Annotated in this window: 14 protein-coding genes, 6 tRNA genes and 1 riboswitch; of the genes, 14 read left to right on the plus strand and 6 right to left on the minus strand. The window is 45.1% G+C overall.

The window, feature by feature from the left end; all coding sequences use genetic code 11:
* Positions 1 to 31 precede the first annotated feature (31 nt).
* The gene (gene cmpA / locus NLX82_RS08250) at positions 32 to 166 is read right to left on the minus strand and encodes a cortex morphogenetic protein CmpA (protein ID WP_007429337.1); all 135 of its coding nucleotides are present in this window, start codon (positions 164 to 166) and stop codon (positions 32 to 34) included.
* Positions 167 to 310: 144 nt separating this feature from the next.
* On the opposite strand from cmpA, the gene NLX82_RS08255 reads away from it, so the two are divergent.
* From NLX82_RS08255 to NLX82_RS08265, 3 genes are all read left to right on the plus strand, one after another.
* The gene (locus NLX82_RS08255; RefSeq protein WP_068939849.1) at positions 311 to 835 is read left to right on the plus strand and encodes a SprT family protein; all 525 of its coding nucleotides are present in this window, start codon (positions 311 to 313) and stop codon (positions 833 to 835) included.
* 44 nt (positions 836 to 879) lie between these two features.
* Positions 880 to 955, plus strand: a tRNA-Asn gene (locus NLX82_RS08260).
* 1 nt (position 956) lies between these two features.
* Positions 957 to 1,045: transfer RNA gene (locus tag NLX82_RS08265), tRNA-Ser, on the plus strand.
* A 178-nt stretch (positions 1,046 to 1,223) separates the two neighbouring features.
* Here the strand turns inward: NLX82_RS08265 and NLX82_RS08270 are convergent.
* Together NLX82_RS08270 and NLX82_RS08275 are read right to left on the minus strand one after the other, a co-directional pair.
* On the minus strand, positions 1,224 to 2,099 hold the full coding sequence (locus tag NLX82_RS08270; RefSeq protein ID WP_209941326.1) for a Cof-type HAD-IIB family hydrolase: 876 nt from the start codon (positions 2,097 to 2,099) through the stop codon (positions 1,224 to 1,226).
* A 69-nt stretch (positions 2,100 to 2,168) separates the two neighbouring features.
* Positions 2,169 to 2,930 carry a DeoR/GlpR family DNA-binding transcription regulator gene (locus tag NLX82_RS08275; protein ID WP_068939853.1) on the minus strand — a complete coding sequence of 254 codons (762 nt, stop codon included), beginning with the start codon at positions 2,928 to 2,930 and terminating at the stop codon, positions 2,169 to 2,171.
* 244 nt (positions 2,931 to 3,174) lie between these two features.
* On the opposite strand from NLX82_RS08275, the gene NLX82_RS08280 reads away from it, so the two are divergent.
* From NLX82_RS08280 to NLX82_RS08305, 6 genes are all read left to right on the plus strand, one after another.
* A tRNA-Glu gene (locus NLX82_RS08280) sits at positions 3,175 to 3,246 on the plus strand.
* 86 nt (positions 3,247 to 3,332) lie between these two features.
* A tRNA-Lys gene (locus tag NLX82_RS08285) sits at positions 3,333 to 3,408 on the plus strand.
* 15 nt (positions 3,409 to 3,423) lie between these two features.
* Positions 3,424 to 3,506 (plus strand) — tRNA-Leu (locus tag NLX82_RS08290).
* Positions 3,507 to 3,669: 163 nt separating this feature from the next.
* Positions 3,670 to 4,125, plus strand: coding sequence for a MarR family winged helix-turn-helix transcriptional regulator (locus NLX82_RS08295; protein WP_023987598.1), 456 nt, complete (start codon positions 3,670 to 3,672; stop codon positions 4,123 to 4,125).
* 185 nt (positions 4,126 to 4,310) lie between these two features.
* A complete protein-coding gene (locus tag NLX82_RS08300) occupies positions 4,311 to 4,685 on the plus strand; it encodes a helix-turn-helix domain-containing protein (RefSeq protein ID WP_069079636.1) in 375 nt (124 codons plus the stop codon).
* Between the two features lie 94 nt (positions 4,686 to 4,779).
* Positions 4,780 to 5,163, plus strand: coding sequence for a helix-turn-helix domain-containing protein (locus tag NLX82_RS08305; protein WP_013309253.1), 384 nt, complete (start codon positions 4,780 to 4,782; stop codon positions 5,161 to 5,163).
* A gap of 95 nt (positions 5,164 to 5,258) precedes the next feature.
* Here NLX82_RS08305 and NLX82_RS08310 read toward each other — a convergent pair whose 3' ends face one another.
* Both NLX82_RS08310 and NLX82_RS08315 read right to left on the minus strand, forming a co-directional pair.
* Positions 5,259 to 5,507: a hypothetical protein gene (locus NLX82_RS08310; protein WP_013309254.1), complete on the minus strand. Its 249-nt coding sequence runs from the start codon at positions 5,505 to 5,507 to the stop codon at positions 5,259 to 5,261.
* A gap of 296 nt (positions 5,508 to 5,803) precedes the next feature.
* A complete protein-coding gene (locus tag NLX82_RS08315; protein ID WP_028543043.1) occupies positions 5,804 to 6,541 on the minus strand; it encodes an urease accessory protein UreF in 738 nt (245 codons plus the stop codon).
* A gap of 268 nt (positions 6,542 to 6,809) precedes the next feature.
* Between NLX82_RS08315 and NLX82_RS08320 the strand changes: the two genes are divergently transcribed.
* Positions 6,810 to 6,892, plus strand: a tRNA-Leu gene (locus NLX82_RS08320).
* Positions 6,893 to 7,037: 145 nt separating this feature from the next.
* Here the strand turns inward: NLX82_RS08320 and NLX82_RS08325 are convergent.
* Positions 7,038 to 7,523, minus strand: a complete 486-nt coding sequence (locus tag NLX82_RS08325; protein ID WP_254347766.1) for a glutathione peroxidase — start codon at positions 7,521 to 7,523, stop codon at positions 7,038 to 7,040.
* Positions 7,524 to 7,989: 466 nt separating this feature from the next.
* A riboswitch (cyclic di-AMP (ydaO/yuaA leader) is annotated at positions 7,990 to 8,162 on the plus strand.
* 115 nt (positions 8,163 to 8,277) lie between these two features.
* On the opposite strand from NLX82_RS08325, the gene NLX82_RS08330 reads away from it, so the two are divergent.
* From NLX82_RS08330 to kdpB, 4 genes are all read left to right on the plus strand, one after another.
* Positions 8,278 to 8,673 (plus strand): hypothetical protein, encoded by a 396-nt coding sequence (locus NLX82_RS08330; protein WP_023987603.1) that lies wholly within the window; start codon positions 8,278 to 8,280, stop codon positions 8,671 to 8,673.
* Between the two features lie 183 nt (positions 8,674 to 8,856).
* Positions 8,857 to 8,934, plus strand: coding sequence for a potassium-transporting ATPase subunit F (locus NLX82_RS27705; RefSeq protein ID WP_071559652.1), 78 nt, complete (start codon positions 8,857 to 8,859; stop codon positions 8,932 to 8,934).
* 151 nt (positions 8,935 to 9,085) lie between these two features.
* Entirely contained in the window at positions 9,086 to 10,762 is a 1,677-nt protein-coding gene (gene kdpA, locus NLX82_RS08335; protein ID WP_254347768.1) for a potassium-transporting ATPase subunit KdpA, read from the plus strand.
* 37 nt (positions 10,763 to 10,799) lie between these two features.
* Positions 10,800 to 12,830, plus strand: coding sequence for a potassium-transporting ATPase subunit KdpB (kdpB, locus tag NLX82_RS08340; protein WP_254347770.1), 2,031 nt, complete (start codon positions 10,800 to 10,802; stop codon positions 12,828 to 12,830).
* The last annotated feature ends 5 nt before the right edge of the window (positions 12,831 to 12,835 follow it).

Here is a 12,835-nt window from a genome sequence, read left to right on the forward strand (position 1 = left end):
TTCCGGCTTTCATTTTTGGATGCCTTAGCTTCTACCCGTTGTTGGCATCGAACTCCACGCCAGGTGCTTTATGATAAAAAAACCAACAATCGTTCAACAGTTTAATTTGGCGCCGGTCCTTTTTGTAAAAGGCCCGCATGAGCTGGTTGCTGAGCCATTGAGGCAAGCCGATCTCCTCCTCTGCGTTACTTCTGTATGTTTAGCATATGGGGTGGGTACCTAAAGTGTGCTTATGAATTGGGGGTTAGACTTCGGCCGTTATTTTATAATATGCTTGTCAGTAAGGAGCAAAGGAGGAGAGACCGGAAGGATGGAGTCTAAGTCCCTGAGCAATTCAATGAACCATTCTATGAACCGTTCTATGAGTAATGAAGAGCTTCAAGAATGGGTAGAGCGCATTTCGCTGGAGAGCTTCGGCGTGCCGTTTCGACATCAAGCCACCTTTAATGCGCGCCTGTCTTCCACAGGCGGTAGGTATTTTATGAAAAGTCATCATATTGAAATTAATCCACATCAACTCGCAGCTTACGGACGTTCTGAGGTGGAGAAAATTATTAAGCATGAGCTGTGCCATTATCATTTACATTTGCGAGGGATGGGCTATCAGCATCGAGATGCTGACTTCAAAGCATGGCTTGCCCGTGTAGGAGGGAGCAGGCATTGTCAGACTCTGCCAGGAAGAACGGAACGTAAGCCTCAGCCTTATCGTTACAAGCTAGTATGCGTTTCCTGTAAACAGGAGTATATGCGCAAGCGTAAGATGAATCCTCAGCGGTATCGCTGTGGGAAGTGTGGAGGTAAGCTTCGCCTGTTGGCACTTGACGGCACCCCCTGAATCATGGTAAATTAACCATACTGTATGATAATTTACAGTAATGTTCCCTGATAGCTCAGTTGGTAGAGCACTCGACTGTTAATCGAGTTGTCACAGGTTCGAGTCCTGTTCGGGGAGCCATGGAGAGGTACCCAAGTGGCTATAAGGGGACCCTCTGCTAAGGGGTTAGGCTGCGAAAGCGGTGCGAGGGTTCGAATCCCTCTCTCTCCGTTGGTATTTTAAGCAGAAAAAGGACGCTCGTATGCATTGTAATGATGCTTGCGAGCGTCCTTTTCATCTATATCTGCTTTGAGAATAACGGTGGACTGAAATCGTTTAAATGGAGAGGCGGACGTGCTGCGTACAGCATGAAGCGACGTTAGCCTGTCTTGTACGCAGCCAATAACTTCTATTTCACGCTGTCAGCCTCGACTGTCTTGAGTATGTTCAACAGAGCATGAGCGACGCCATCTTCTGCATTAGTCAGAGTCACTTCGGAGCAGACGGCCTTGATGTCGTCTTTTGCATTGCCCATGGCAATGCCTGTTCCTGCCATCGTCAGCATGGAAATATCGTTGTAGCTGTCCCCAATCGCTACGGCTTCCTGCATGGGAATGCTCAGATGATTCGCCAGATAACGCAATGCATTACCTTTAGACGCATCCCTGTGCTCGACTTCAAAGTTACGGTCTGAAGAGATGACCATGTTCAGGCCCTGAAAACCTCGGTAACGCTCACGGCCCCGATCCAATTTGGCTTGATCAAAGGAGAAACAGAGCACGTTATAAATCTCTACATCCAGTGGAATGTCCTCATATGAAGCGATGCGGGTATGTCCGGTCTGTTCATATTGTTTTTCAGCTGCATGTAATAAAGTATCCAGCGAAATATCCGGGTTGGAGCTCAGCAAGCGGTCCATTTCAACAGCAAGCAGCTGGTGTCCGTTTTGTGGAGAATAAATAGCGCGGTCTGTCATGACCTCATAGTAAAAGTCGTTGTCATGCAGCCAGCTCAGCACTTCAAACGTTTCACTGCGGCCCATAGGAGTAGAGGTTAACTGACGACGATGCACATCGTGTACGGTTGCGCCGTTTGCTCCAATGACGGGAGTTACAAGCTCTGCTTCCTCTAGCTTTGTCCAGGCGTCATAAGCGGCTCTACCAGTGGCAATTGTCACCTGAACGCCTTGCTGCTGTGCTTGGCGTATAGCCTCCGCGTTCACTTTGCTTATTTTTCCTTCCTCGTTCAGCAGTGTTCCATCCATATCAATCGCAAACAGTTTCATTTCTCCCCAGCTCCTGTCTTTCGATATCTCTGTGATAAGTCTTGAGTTCTAGCTAATCGGTTTCGTATTTTATGAGGGTACAACAACTTCCACATCATAATGTTGCAAAATTTCCAGCATCGCTGGTTCTGGCAATCTGTCGGTGATCACGATATTAACTTCAGACAGATCGGCAAAACGATATGGAAAATTGATTCCGAATTTCGAATGGTCTGCAAGGACGATCACCTGATCTGCCTGTTTCATCATTTGATGCTTCAGCATGCCGTCTTCTTCATGAATCAGGCTTAGTCCGTGGGCAGATATACCACCAATCCCGATAAAGGCTTTGTCTACAAAATAGTGAGACAAAGTGGCGATCACGGAGGAGCCATATACATATCGGTGTTCTTTTTGCAGGCGGCCTCCCAGCAGATGAATGGAGACACCGTCTTTTCCAGATAGCACGTCAGCCTGATTGATTGAATTGGTGATGACCGAACATTCCTGCACATTCAGTCTTTCTGCACACGCCTGTACGGTGGTAGAGGAATCCAATATAATACGATCCTTATCTCGTACCATGCTGGCAGCCAGCTGTCCGATCACTTGTTTCTCCTCGGATACAGTAAGTAGTCTTTCATTATAATTTCCAATTGGATCGTGATGAAGTGTAGGGAGAAGAGCGCCGCCGCGGGTGCGAATAATTTTTTGATGCTCTTCAAGTTTTACGAGGTCTCGACGGGCCGTATCTCGTGAAACATTAAAAAATTCACAAATATCATCCACCGAAATACGCTTATGAAGCTGTAAGTAATCAACGATTTTTAACATTCGTTCTTCCTGATACATAAAAAGCTCCTCTGATATATAATTATTTCGGTATCTCGTAAGTGATTATAAGTAAATACAAGTGATATTGCAATCATTTATCGCTGTTTTCAGGATTTTAGTGATTTTAGATAAGGTATTGTAAGTAAATGCGAATTTTGTGCTTATAAAAACTGCTTTTTTAAAAATTTTAGAAATAAGTATTGCCATTCGTTATTCTATTTGATATACTCTTTCTTGTCGCCAAGTTGGCGTATAATAATAAGGCCCGTTGGTCAAGGGGTTAAGACACCTCCCTTTCACGGAGGTAACAGGGGTTCGAATCCCCTACGGGTCATTGTTGTCTTTATAGACTACATGTTGCATGCTTAAGGGAAATTCCTGAGGTCTGGTCTAATGGCGGACAGCTTGGATGAACAGCATGAGCCATTAGCTCAGTTGGTAGAGCACCTGACTTTTAATCAGGGTGTCGAAGGTTCGAGTCCTTCATGGCTCACCATTTATATTTTGTTATGCGGTCGTGGTGGAATGGCAGACACGCTATCTTGAGGGGGTAGTGAGCGTACGCTCGTGGAGGTTCGAGTCCTCTCGACCGCATCAATGGAATAAACGGAAAAGTCTCTCGCGGTAGAGGCTTTTTTTATTTGTGTAGTGATGTAATAAAGTAATGATTATGATGAAATAATGATTCCATAGTATAATATAATGCCATAATGTTATAGAATGATAAGTATAAACTTATGAAGTGACGGTGAAAAATATGGACACTCAACTGTTAGGAAATATATCAGAAAATATTTTGGGCTTGTTTCCGATTGTGAAGAAGAAATTTTTCACCTACGGTCCGCTCGATTTCCCATTACACTTGTCGCCTAATAACTTTCAAGTGCTCATGCTTCTGCGTGAAGTGCGTTCGTCTACAGTATCCGATTTGTCCAAACAACTTAATGTCTCACGTCCAAACATGACTCCTCTTCTGGATAAGTTGGTGGAGCATGGGTTGGCTGACCGCCAATCGTGTGATTCGGATCGCAGAGTCGTGAATGTGGCGATTACACAGGAAGGCGATGCTTTTTGTGAACAGGTATTTCATACCTTCTCCAATAAAATTCAAGAAAGACTGGTGTATTTGCCAGAAGAAGATTTATTGCATCTGAGTGAAACTTTGAATGAATTGAAGCATATCTTACTTAAAATCGACAACTCTGCTACGTGATTGGCGTAAGTGAACTGGCTTAAAGACCGCCCTTTCTTCGGAAAACAGGCGGTTTTTGTTGCGTGTTGTGGTATAATGGAAACCAACATACATAATTCGGTAATTTTAGCATACGTGATCTTTGAAATGGGAACAGAGAACATGATATCGTTATTTGAGAGCCTGCTAGGGAGGAAGGAACTTCTATGCAATCTATTTACCATCGCATTGAGGAACTCATCAAGGAACGGGGAATGACGAAAAAGGCGTTCTGCCAGCAGTTAGGCATTAGTACAGGGAACTTCGGGGATTGGAAAAGAGGAAAAACGACGCCGGGCACGAATAAACTCATTGAAATTGCTTCGTTTTTTGATGCCAGTCTGGATTGGATCATGCTGGGTCGAGATGTACAGGGTGAGGTGCTAAAGGAGTCGCAAGACCCTTATTTTTTTGGCGCTTCAGGGCAACTGAATTGCCAGGGGGAACCGCTTAGTGAGGCGGAAAGAAATTTTATACTTGAGTATATTGAATTTACCCGCTTTCGTAAAGAGAAAAACCAGCGCAATTCTACTATGAGGTAATGGTTGCTTAGGATTTGATGAGGATTACTAATGAGTAAGGCTTGAAAAATGAAAATTATTTCAGAAAAAGTTACTGTGTCGGAGGGGAAACATTTTGGGAGATCAAACTATTTATCAGCGGATTGAAGCTTTGATTAAGGATCGCGGAATGACCAAGAAGGCATTTTGTGAAAAACTTAAAATCAGTTCAGGGAATCTCGGTGATTGGAGAAGGGGTAAAACAACGCCGGGTACCACCCATTTGATTCAGATTTCGGACTTTTTTAATGTATCGCTCGATTGGTTAATGAAAGGGATTAAGCCAGGAGAAGGCGTGCTTCAGGAGCAGAAGGCTGCTTATTTTTTTGGAGTGATGGGGCCACTGAATTGCCAGGCAGAAGATCTTGAGACGGAAGAACAGAATTTTATTTTAGAATATGTTGAATTTGCAAAATACCGTAAGCAAAAAAGTGAGAAGGATAAAACAAAGCCGGAATAATTTTTTGGCTAAAGATGTCTGGGTTGAAGACCCGTAAACGAACTGGAGGGGTTCGCTTTACGGGTCTATTTGGTTTCTTGGTGATATGGAATGACCTATATGTAACTGGAATGCTTGTTAGGTTTAGAGTGCGGTGCCTCCTTATAATCGTTATCGTCGATGTTCAGAATTGCAGCAACTTGTTTTCTGTACCTTTGTGCTTTGCGGGTGCCGTGAATCAGATTGGACAAGCGTGAAGGCGGAATATTGTGTGTCTCACAAAATGTTTTCTGATCCAGTCGAAGTTCGACAAGCCGTTGTTTGATGGCCCACCCGAAGGAGGTGACAGGCATTTTGTTATTCAAGAGAAATCGCCCCTTACGGATTCTTGCGGAATAATTGGTGTGTTATAATAATCATCAGTAAACATGTTAGAATTAACCATCTAACACTATGATACACTTTTATACGTGTTTTTACAATCGTAAATGCGTCATTTTGTTGAATTAATTACTTAATTAAGTGCTAGGTGGTTCTGATAATCCGTCTAGAGTCTGCTAATGCTGTGAATTGCGATTATATGTGGATAAAAAACACTCTGCCACCTGAGGAAAGGGACAGAGTGTTTTTGGTGTTGTGACCACATTGGCGAAACGACGCATCAGGGGGATGCTGGAAGGCGTTTGAATAGACCTGAGGAGGAAAACAGTCTAGGTTCATCCAATTGGTTATTATGGCTCATATAAAGAGGTAGAGTGATGTAGGAGCTGGACCAATGTCTGTGAAGAAAGCGACGCTGAGATGCAGTTGGCTCAGGTTGGTTAAGCTTCTTCCAGGCAGAGAGGAGCTCGCTTGTCATACGCTCCATAAGAGGGTTCTTTTCCTCATAAGGAGGATTGAGTAGTTTGAAGGCATCTTCCACACAGAAGGACACTGCTGCGCTAAGATAGCCGTGAACGGTCTGTTCTACATCGTTTCCGAGGAGGAAGTTAATCCAGGTGTGAACGGTAGCGAGTGTGCCAATCGCATTGTATTGAATGAGTATAGATTCCAACTGGTCAAATTCAAGCCAAGGATAAAGAGCCTTAGCGAGCTTGAGCAGACGCTGACCGGATAGACGAAACTCCTTCACATGCTGCCAGGAGGGACGTTGGGTATGCAGCATCTTATCAATGAGGGCGATCCGCCAACTGTCATTCTGCTGGATGGCGACATACAGACTTTTGATAGCCATGCCGTCAACGGTTGTAAATTGAGGATACAAATCATCCAGCATGTAATGTTCCAGGTCTTGTAGACTGTTCAAATGTCCGTTACGCGATAGTTTCTCCAGTCCGTTAAAACGGGTGAAGCCACCAACAGGTAGGGAAGGGTCCAACAATAATGCATAGTTCAGCAAGCGGTTGCCTTTATGCAAGGTGGTTCGCCTCCTCGAAGTGAATCCTTATGTTATGTTATGTTATTTTACTTTTTACTTGGGGATAACGAAAAATATTCGAAATATATGTAATATATATTTACATTTAAATAGCTTTTGTGTCAAATTAAATATTCTTATCGCTCATATATGTTAGTTAAAATAACAAATAAAATAATTATTATATTTTTGTTTACAAATAGTTGATGAGAGAGTATAATAAATCTGTTGCCTCATTACATTATGATTTGCGGTCGTGGTGGAATGGCAGACACGCTATCTTGAGGGGGTAGTGGGCGTACGCCCGTGGAGGTTCGAGTCCTCTCGACCGCATTATATGCAATACTCAGTTAAAAAAGCATCCTGACACGGTTTACGTGAAGGGATGCTTTTTTTGTTAAGCATTTTTCGTTATATCCTTTAGCCACAGAACAACGGTAGACAACCGGTCGTTTATTAACTGTGATAAAGAAGGATGTCAGTTTTGCTGCAAAAGCTTCTCTATATCTCCCGCCAGCTTATCTGGAGTGGTTTGCGGTGCATAGCGCTTAAATACGTTACCTTCTCGTGTAATTAAGAATTTAGTAAAATTCCATTTGATCGCTTTGGACCCTAATACCCCCGGAGCAGTTTGGGTCAGGTAACGAAATAAGGGGTGCGCTTGATCGCCATTGACATCTGTCTTGGCGAACATCGGAAAGGTAACACCATAATTGATCTGGCAAAACTCGGAAATCTCCTCGCTGGAACCTGGCTCTTGTTTGGCAAACTGGTTGCTGGGAAATCCCAAAATTTCGAGCCCCTGTTCATGGTACTGGTCATATAGCTCTTGTAGCGCTTTGTATTGGGGGGTTAACCCACATTTGCTGGCAGTGTTCACGATAAGCAGAACGTTCCCTTCATATGTGGATAACGGAATTTTTTTCCCTTGCAGGGTGTGCGCATCATATTCATAAACGGTCATAGTATCTCTCCTTATTCAATATTCAGCAATTAAATTGTAAGCAATTAAAAGCAAGGTTGCAAGTTTGGAAAAGCTATATCAAGCCTTTAGCCGCTGTAAAATCGTATTTTGTTCAAAACAGTAAATCGCACCGCAAATGGAGCGAATTAAGGTGTTTCTTCTTATAAAAGCGGGTTCAATCGGTGTTTAGCTGGTACATATAGCGTATTTTCTTCTCTTTTTACAAAAAAAGGCCAAAAACGCTCTACCCTACGCCAATATTGACATGCTTGTCATTTTCGAAAAGGGATGAAAAACAGAGATTGAAGGAGCTGTGAGAAGCATAGTTGCATTGTAAGCGCTATTATTAATATCCTAGGCTCTAAAGGCCGATTTATAACCCCGCAGTTGAGCTTTACAGTCTTCCATGCGCGGGTGTATGATTCAAGACGTAATTTCAAATTAACTTGAATGAAGTAACAACGAAATGTCTATAGCGCTGAATTTTGCAGTTGCAAAAGCGGGGGAACCAATCGAGATTGTACGGCTTCGGAAGCCGTGTGTCTCATGGGGTGAATTTTCAGGTCAAGTGCCAGAAATAGGGCGACTCTCACGTCCGAATCCGACAGCTAACCTCGTAAGCGTACAGGGAGAGGCAACAAACCGCCGTGTGCAGCCATGGTTTATTTTATCATGGATATGTAAGAAGCCGGAGGAAAGCCTTTTTCCTTCGGCTTCTTTTTGTTGTCTTTTTATACCGGGAGAGGAGCTACTGATGGAAGGTCGGTTAATTATTGTCACTGCACCGAATGAAGCGGGCAGAAGTTTTGTGAAATTGCTTATTTTCAAAAAATTGGCGTTTGCAGTTCTCACGAATAGCGCCCAGGAGGAACGACAGCTCAAAAAAATGGGTGTGGAGCACATTGTCCGCATCAATACCATGCAAGCGGGAAAATGGAATTTTCCAAAAAAAGAAATTGGTAGTGTGTATTTGTTCGAGAACAGCTTGAATCTGACGTGCCGTTTCCTGCAAATATGTCGGCCGCTAACATCGGAATCGATCTATGTTATTACGCACGGCTGTAATCCACAAGGAATTTATCGGGGATTGGGAGCGGATCATGTGATCTACACATTGAACGGAGAGGTGGGTTTTCTGCTGAACGGATAAGCACTTATAACATAGTTGTTTTATGATTTTATGATCAAATAAGAATGGCGATCTGAGGACCGATACGGAGGGTATAAACATGATGGATATATACATGCTGCTCGTCATGGCTGTGAGTTATGGAGTGATACTGCTGTTTGTACGCTGGTGTGATGCGCAGACCTCTAAAGGAGGACGAAGAGGATGATCGTTATACTTGGGCTTACGGCTATTGTGTTTATGTATTTAATCTACGCACTCCTGAACCCTGAAAAGTTCTAGTCAGCTATAGGGGATAGAGCGGGCGGGAACAACAGATCTGAATATTAAGCATCATAGGTAGCGGGTTTTCGCAAACGTGTGCACACAATTGGTGCTCTGGAAGCAGGTCTGTTGTTCCAAACGCAGGAGCATTTTGAAGGAGGAATAAAGGATGGAGCTGCTTCAAATTGGAATTGTGATCGTCATATTGCTGCTCTTGGTAAAGCCAGTGGGCACCTATATGTATCATGTATTCTCGAATGAACCCAATCGGACGGATCGGATTTTTGGCGGAACAGAAAAGCTGATTTATAAGATAGTAGGATTGAAGAAGCTAGAAAGCATGCGTTGGACTACGTATGTTATGAGTTTCATTGCAACGAATGTCGTGCTTGTGGCGATCAGCTACTTGCTGTTGCGTTTACAGGGAATGCTTCCTGGTAATCCGGCTGGAAACAGTAATATGGAAGCATCACTAGCTTTTAATACGGTAATCAGCTTTATGACGAATACGAATCTCCAACATTATAGCGGAGAAAGCGGGCTTACGTATCTGACACAGATGGCGTTCGTCACGATGATGATGTTCACTTCGGCTGCTTCCGGTTTTGCGGTTGCTGCGGCTTTTATGAGAGGATTGACGCGGCGCGGTGAAGGGATGGGCAATTTCTTTCAAGATTTTATTAAAGCCATTATAAGGATTTTCCTGCCGCTGGCCTTTGTGCTTACGCTGGTGCTGGTTGGATTGAAGGTACCACAGACGCTACAGCCTACGGCGGATCTTACGACGCTGAGCGGAACACAGCAGCAGATTTCTATGGGGCCCATTGCTTCTCTGGAGTCCATCAAGCATTTGGGGACGAATGGAGGCGGTTATGCGGGAGCTAACTCTGCGCATCCTTTTGAAAATCCAAGTCCTTGGACGAACGTGCTGGAAATTTTGGCAATGTGGGTAATGCCGGCTTCGTTGCCGTATACCTTTGGACTGTTTGCCCGTAATCGTAAGCAGGGCTGGATTATTTTTAGCTCCATGATGGTATTGTTTCTTATTTTACTATCTATTACGTACGTGTCTGAAAAGACAGGTAACCCGTTAATCCAGACACTGGGTGTGGATGCTTCTCAAGGAAGCATGGAAGGGAAAGAGGTTCGTTTCGGCATTGGACAATCGGCTTTATTCACTGCGGTCACAACAGCGGCAACGACAGGTTCGGTCAATAATATGCATGATACACTAACCCCACTGGGTGGCATGGCTGCTTTGGGAGAAATGATGCTAAACGTCATTTTTGGCGGCAAGGGTGTCGGGCTGATGAATATGCTGATGTATGCGATTCTGGGTGTGTTTATATGCGGACTGATGGTCGGGAGAACTCCGGAATTTATGGGAAGGAAAATTGAAGGCAAGGAAATGAAGCTGATCGCGATTGCCATTTTGGTACATCCGTTCCTCATTCTCGCCCCAACTGCGCTTGCGTTTATGAGTCATTGGGGATACGACGCGGTCACTAACCCTGGCTATCACGGGTTGACTCAGGTGCTCTATGAATATGCGTCATCTGCTGCAAATAACGGTTCGGGATTTGAAGGTCTTTCGGATAACAACGTATTCTGGAACATGACAACGGGGCTGGTTATGTTCTTCGGACGATATGTATCTATGATTGCATTGTTTGCTGTGGCGGCTTCATTGAATGCCAAAGCACCGACTCCGGTGACGACGGGGACACTGCGTACGGACAACAAGTTATTTGGAGCCATTCTGATCGGGGTCGTGCTGCTGATTGGTGCGTTGACCTTTTTACCCGTCATCGTATTGGGACCTGTTGCTGAATTTTTGACCATGTGAAGAAGAAAATGAGAATGGATGAACGGGGTGTTTGATCATGAAGGAACAGCGCAAACACATGCTGGACAGAAGCATCTTGAAGCATGCGATCAAGGATAGCTTTATAAAATTAAATCCGATGATTATGATGAAAAATCCTGTCATGTTCGTCGTGGAGATCGGTACATTGGTCGTGCTGCTAATGTTACTGTTTCCCGGTTATTTTGGAACTGGCAAGGAATTGGGCTTTAACCTGGCCGTGTTTGTTATTCTGTTGTTTACGTTGCTTTTTGCTAATTTTGCCGAAGCGCTCGCGGAGGGGCGGGGTAAGGCACAAGCTGCCTCTTTAAAAAAATCCAAGCAGGATACGCAAGCTAACAAGCTCATCGGAAATGACATTCAGGTGGTTAGCTCAACCGAATTGCGTAAGGGGGACGTGGTTATTGTCTCCCAGGGCGAAATGATCCCAAGCGATGGTGAGGTCATTGAAGGTCTGGCTTCGGTGGATGAATCTGCAATTACGGGCGAATCGGCTCCGGTCATCAAGGAATCGGGTGGTGATTTTTGCTCGGTAACCGGCGGGACGCGAGTGGTCAGTGACCGGATTAAGGTGCGGATTACGACAGAGCCGGGCGAGACATTTATTGATAAAATGATTTCGCTCGTGGAAGGCGCACAGCGGCAAAAAACGCCGAATGAGATTGCACTGAACACTTTGCTGATTAGCTTAACGATTATTTTTCTAATTGTAGTGGTTACGCTAGCGCCGATTGCCCGTCATTTTAACATTGATTTGCCTGTTCCTGTGCTGATTTCGTTGCTAGTCTGTCTGATTCCAACCACGATTGGAGGACTGCTGTCAGCCATCGGGATTGCCGGTATGGACCGGGTCACCCAGTTTAACGTGCTGGCCATGTCAGGCAAGGCGGTAGAAGCTTCTGGGGATATCAACACGATGATTTTGGATAAAACAGGTACAATCACCTTCGGGAACCGAATGGCGAGTGAATTCGTGCCTGTAGAGGGCGTGGAGAAGGCAAAGTTAGTGAAGTGGGCAGCGATTAGCTCTATGAAGGATGAGACGCCAGAGGGTCGCTCGGTTCTCGAATTGATGCGCAAACAGGAGCATACGCTGGATGCATCCTTGGCAGCAGGTGGAACCTTTATCGAATTCAAGGCGGAGACCCGGATGAGTGGTCTGGATCTGGCCGATGGACGAAAGGTACGCAAAGGCGCGGTGGATTCTGTTCGGCAATGGATCGTCTCGCAAAACGGCAGTGTTCCAGCTGATCTGGAGGAAAAAGCGAATCAGGTAGCCTCTGAAGGAGGTACACCGCTGGCAGTCGCGCTGGATGATCAGATATACGGCATTATTTATCTGAAGGATACAGTGAAGCCAGGCATGAAGGAACGGTTTGATCAGCTTCGGGAAATGGGTATCCGTACGATCATGTGTACCGGAGATAATCCACTGACAGCAGCTACAATTGCACGAGAAGCGGGTGTGGACGACTTTGTAGCTGAGAGCAAGCCGGAGGACAAAATAGCGGTTATCCGACGTGAGCAGGAACAGGGTAAGCTGGTTGCTATGACCGGAGACGGCACCAATGATGCACCTGCGCTGGCGCAAGCGGATGTCGGTCTTGCCATGAATAGCGGCACAGTCGCGGCCAAAGAAGCGGCTAATATGGTGGACTTGGATTCCGATCCGTCCAAAATTATTGAGGTGGTCGCGATCGGCAAGCAGCTGCTTATGACGCGCGGAGCATTGACAACGTTCAGCATTGCAAACGATGTTGCCAAATATTTTGCCATCATCCCGGCGATGTTCATGCTGGCCATTCCACAAATGGGCGCTTTGAACGTCATGGGGCTTGGCTCCCCGCTGTCCGCTATTTTGTCGGCGCTGATCTTTAACGCGGTTATTATTCCGCTTCTGATTCCGCTGGCCATGAAGGGCGTGAAGTATAAGCCGATGAGCTCGGATCGCCTGCTGGGACGGAATTTGCTGATTTACGGTCTGGGCGGTATGGTCGTACCGTTTGTCGGCATTAAGGCCATTGATTTGCTGGTGCATTTGTGGATTTAGCGCAG

Source organism: Paenibacillus sp. A3M_27_13 (assembly GCF_024213315.1).
GTDB lineage: Bacteria > Bacillota > Bacilli > Paenibacillales > Paenibacillaceae > Paenibacillus > Paenibacillus polymyxa_B.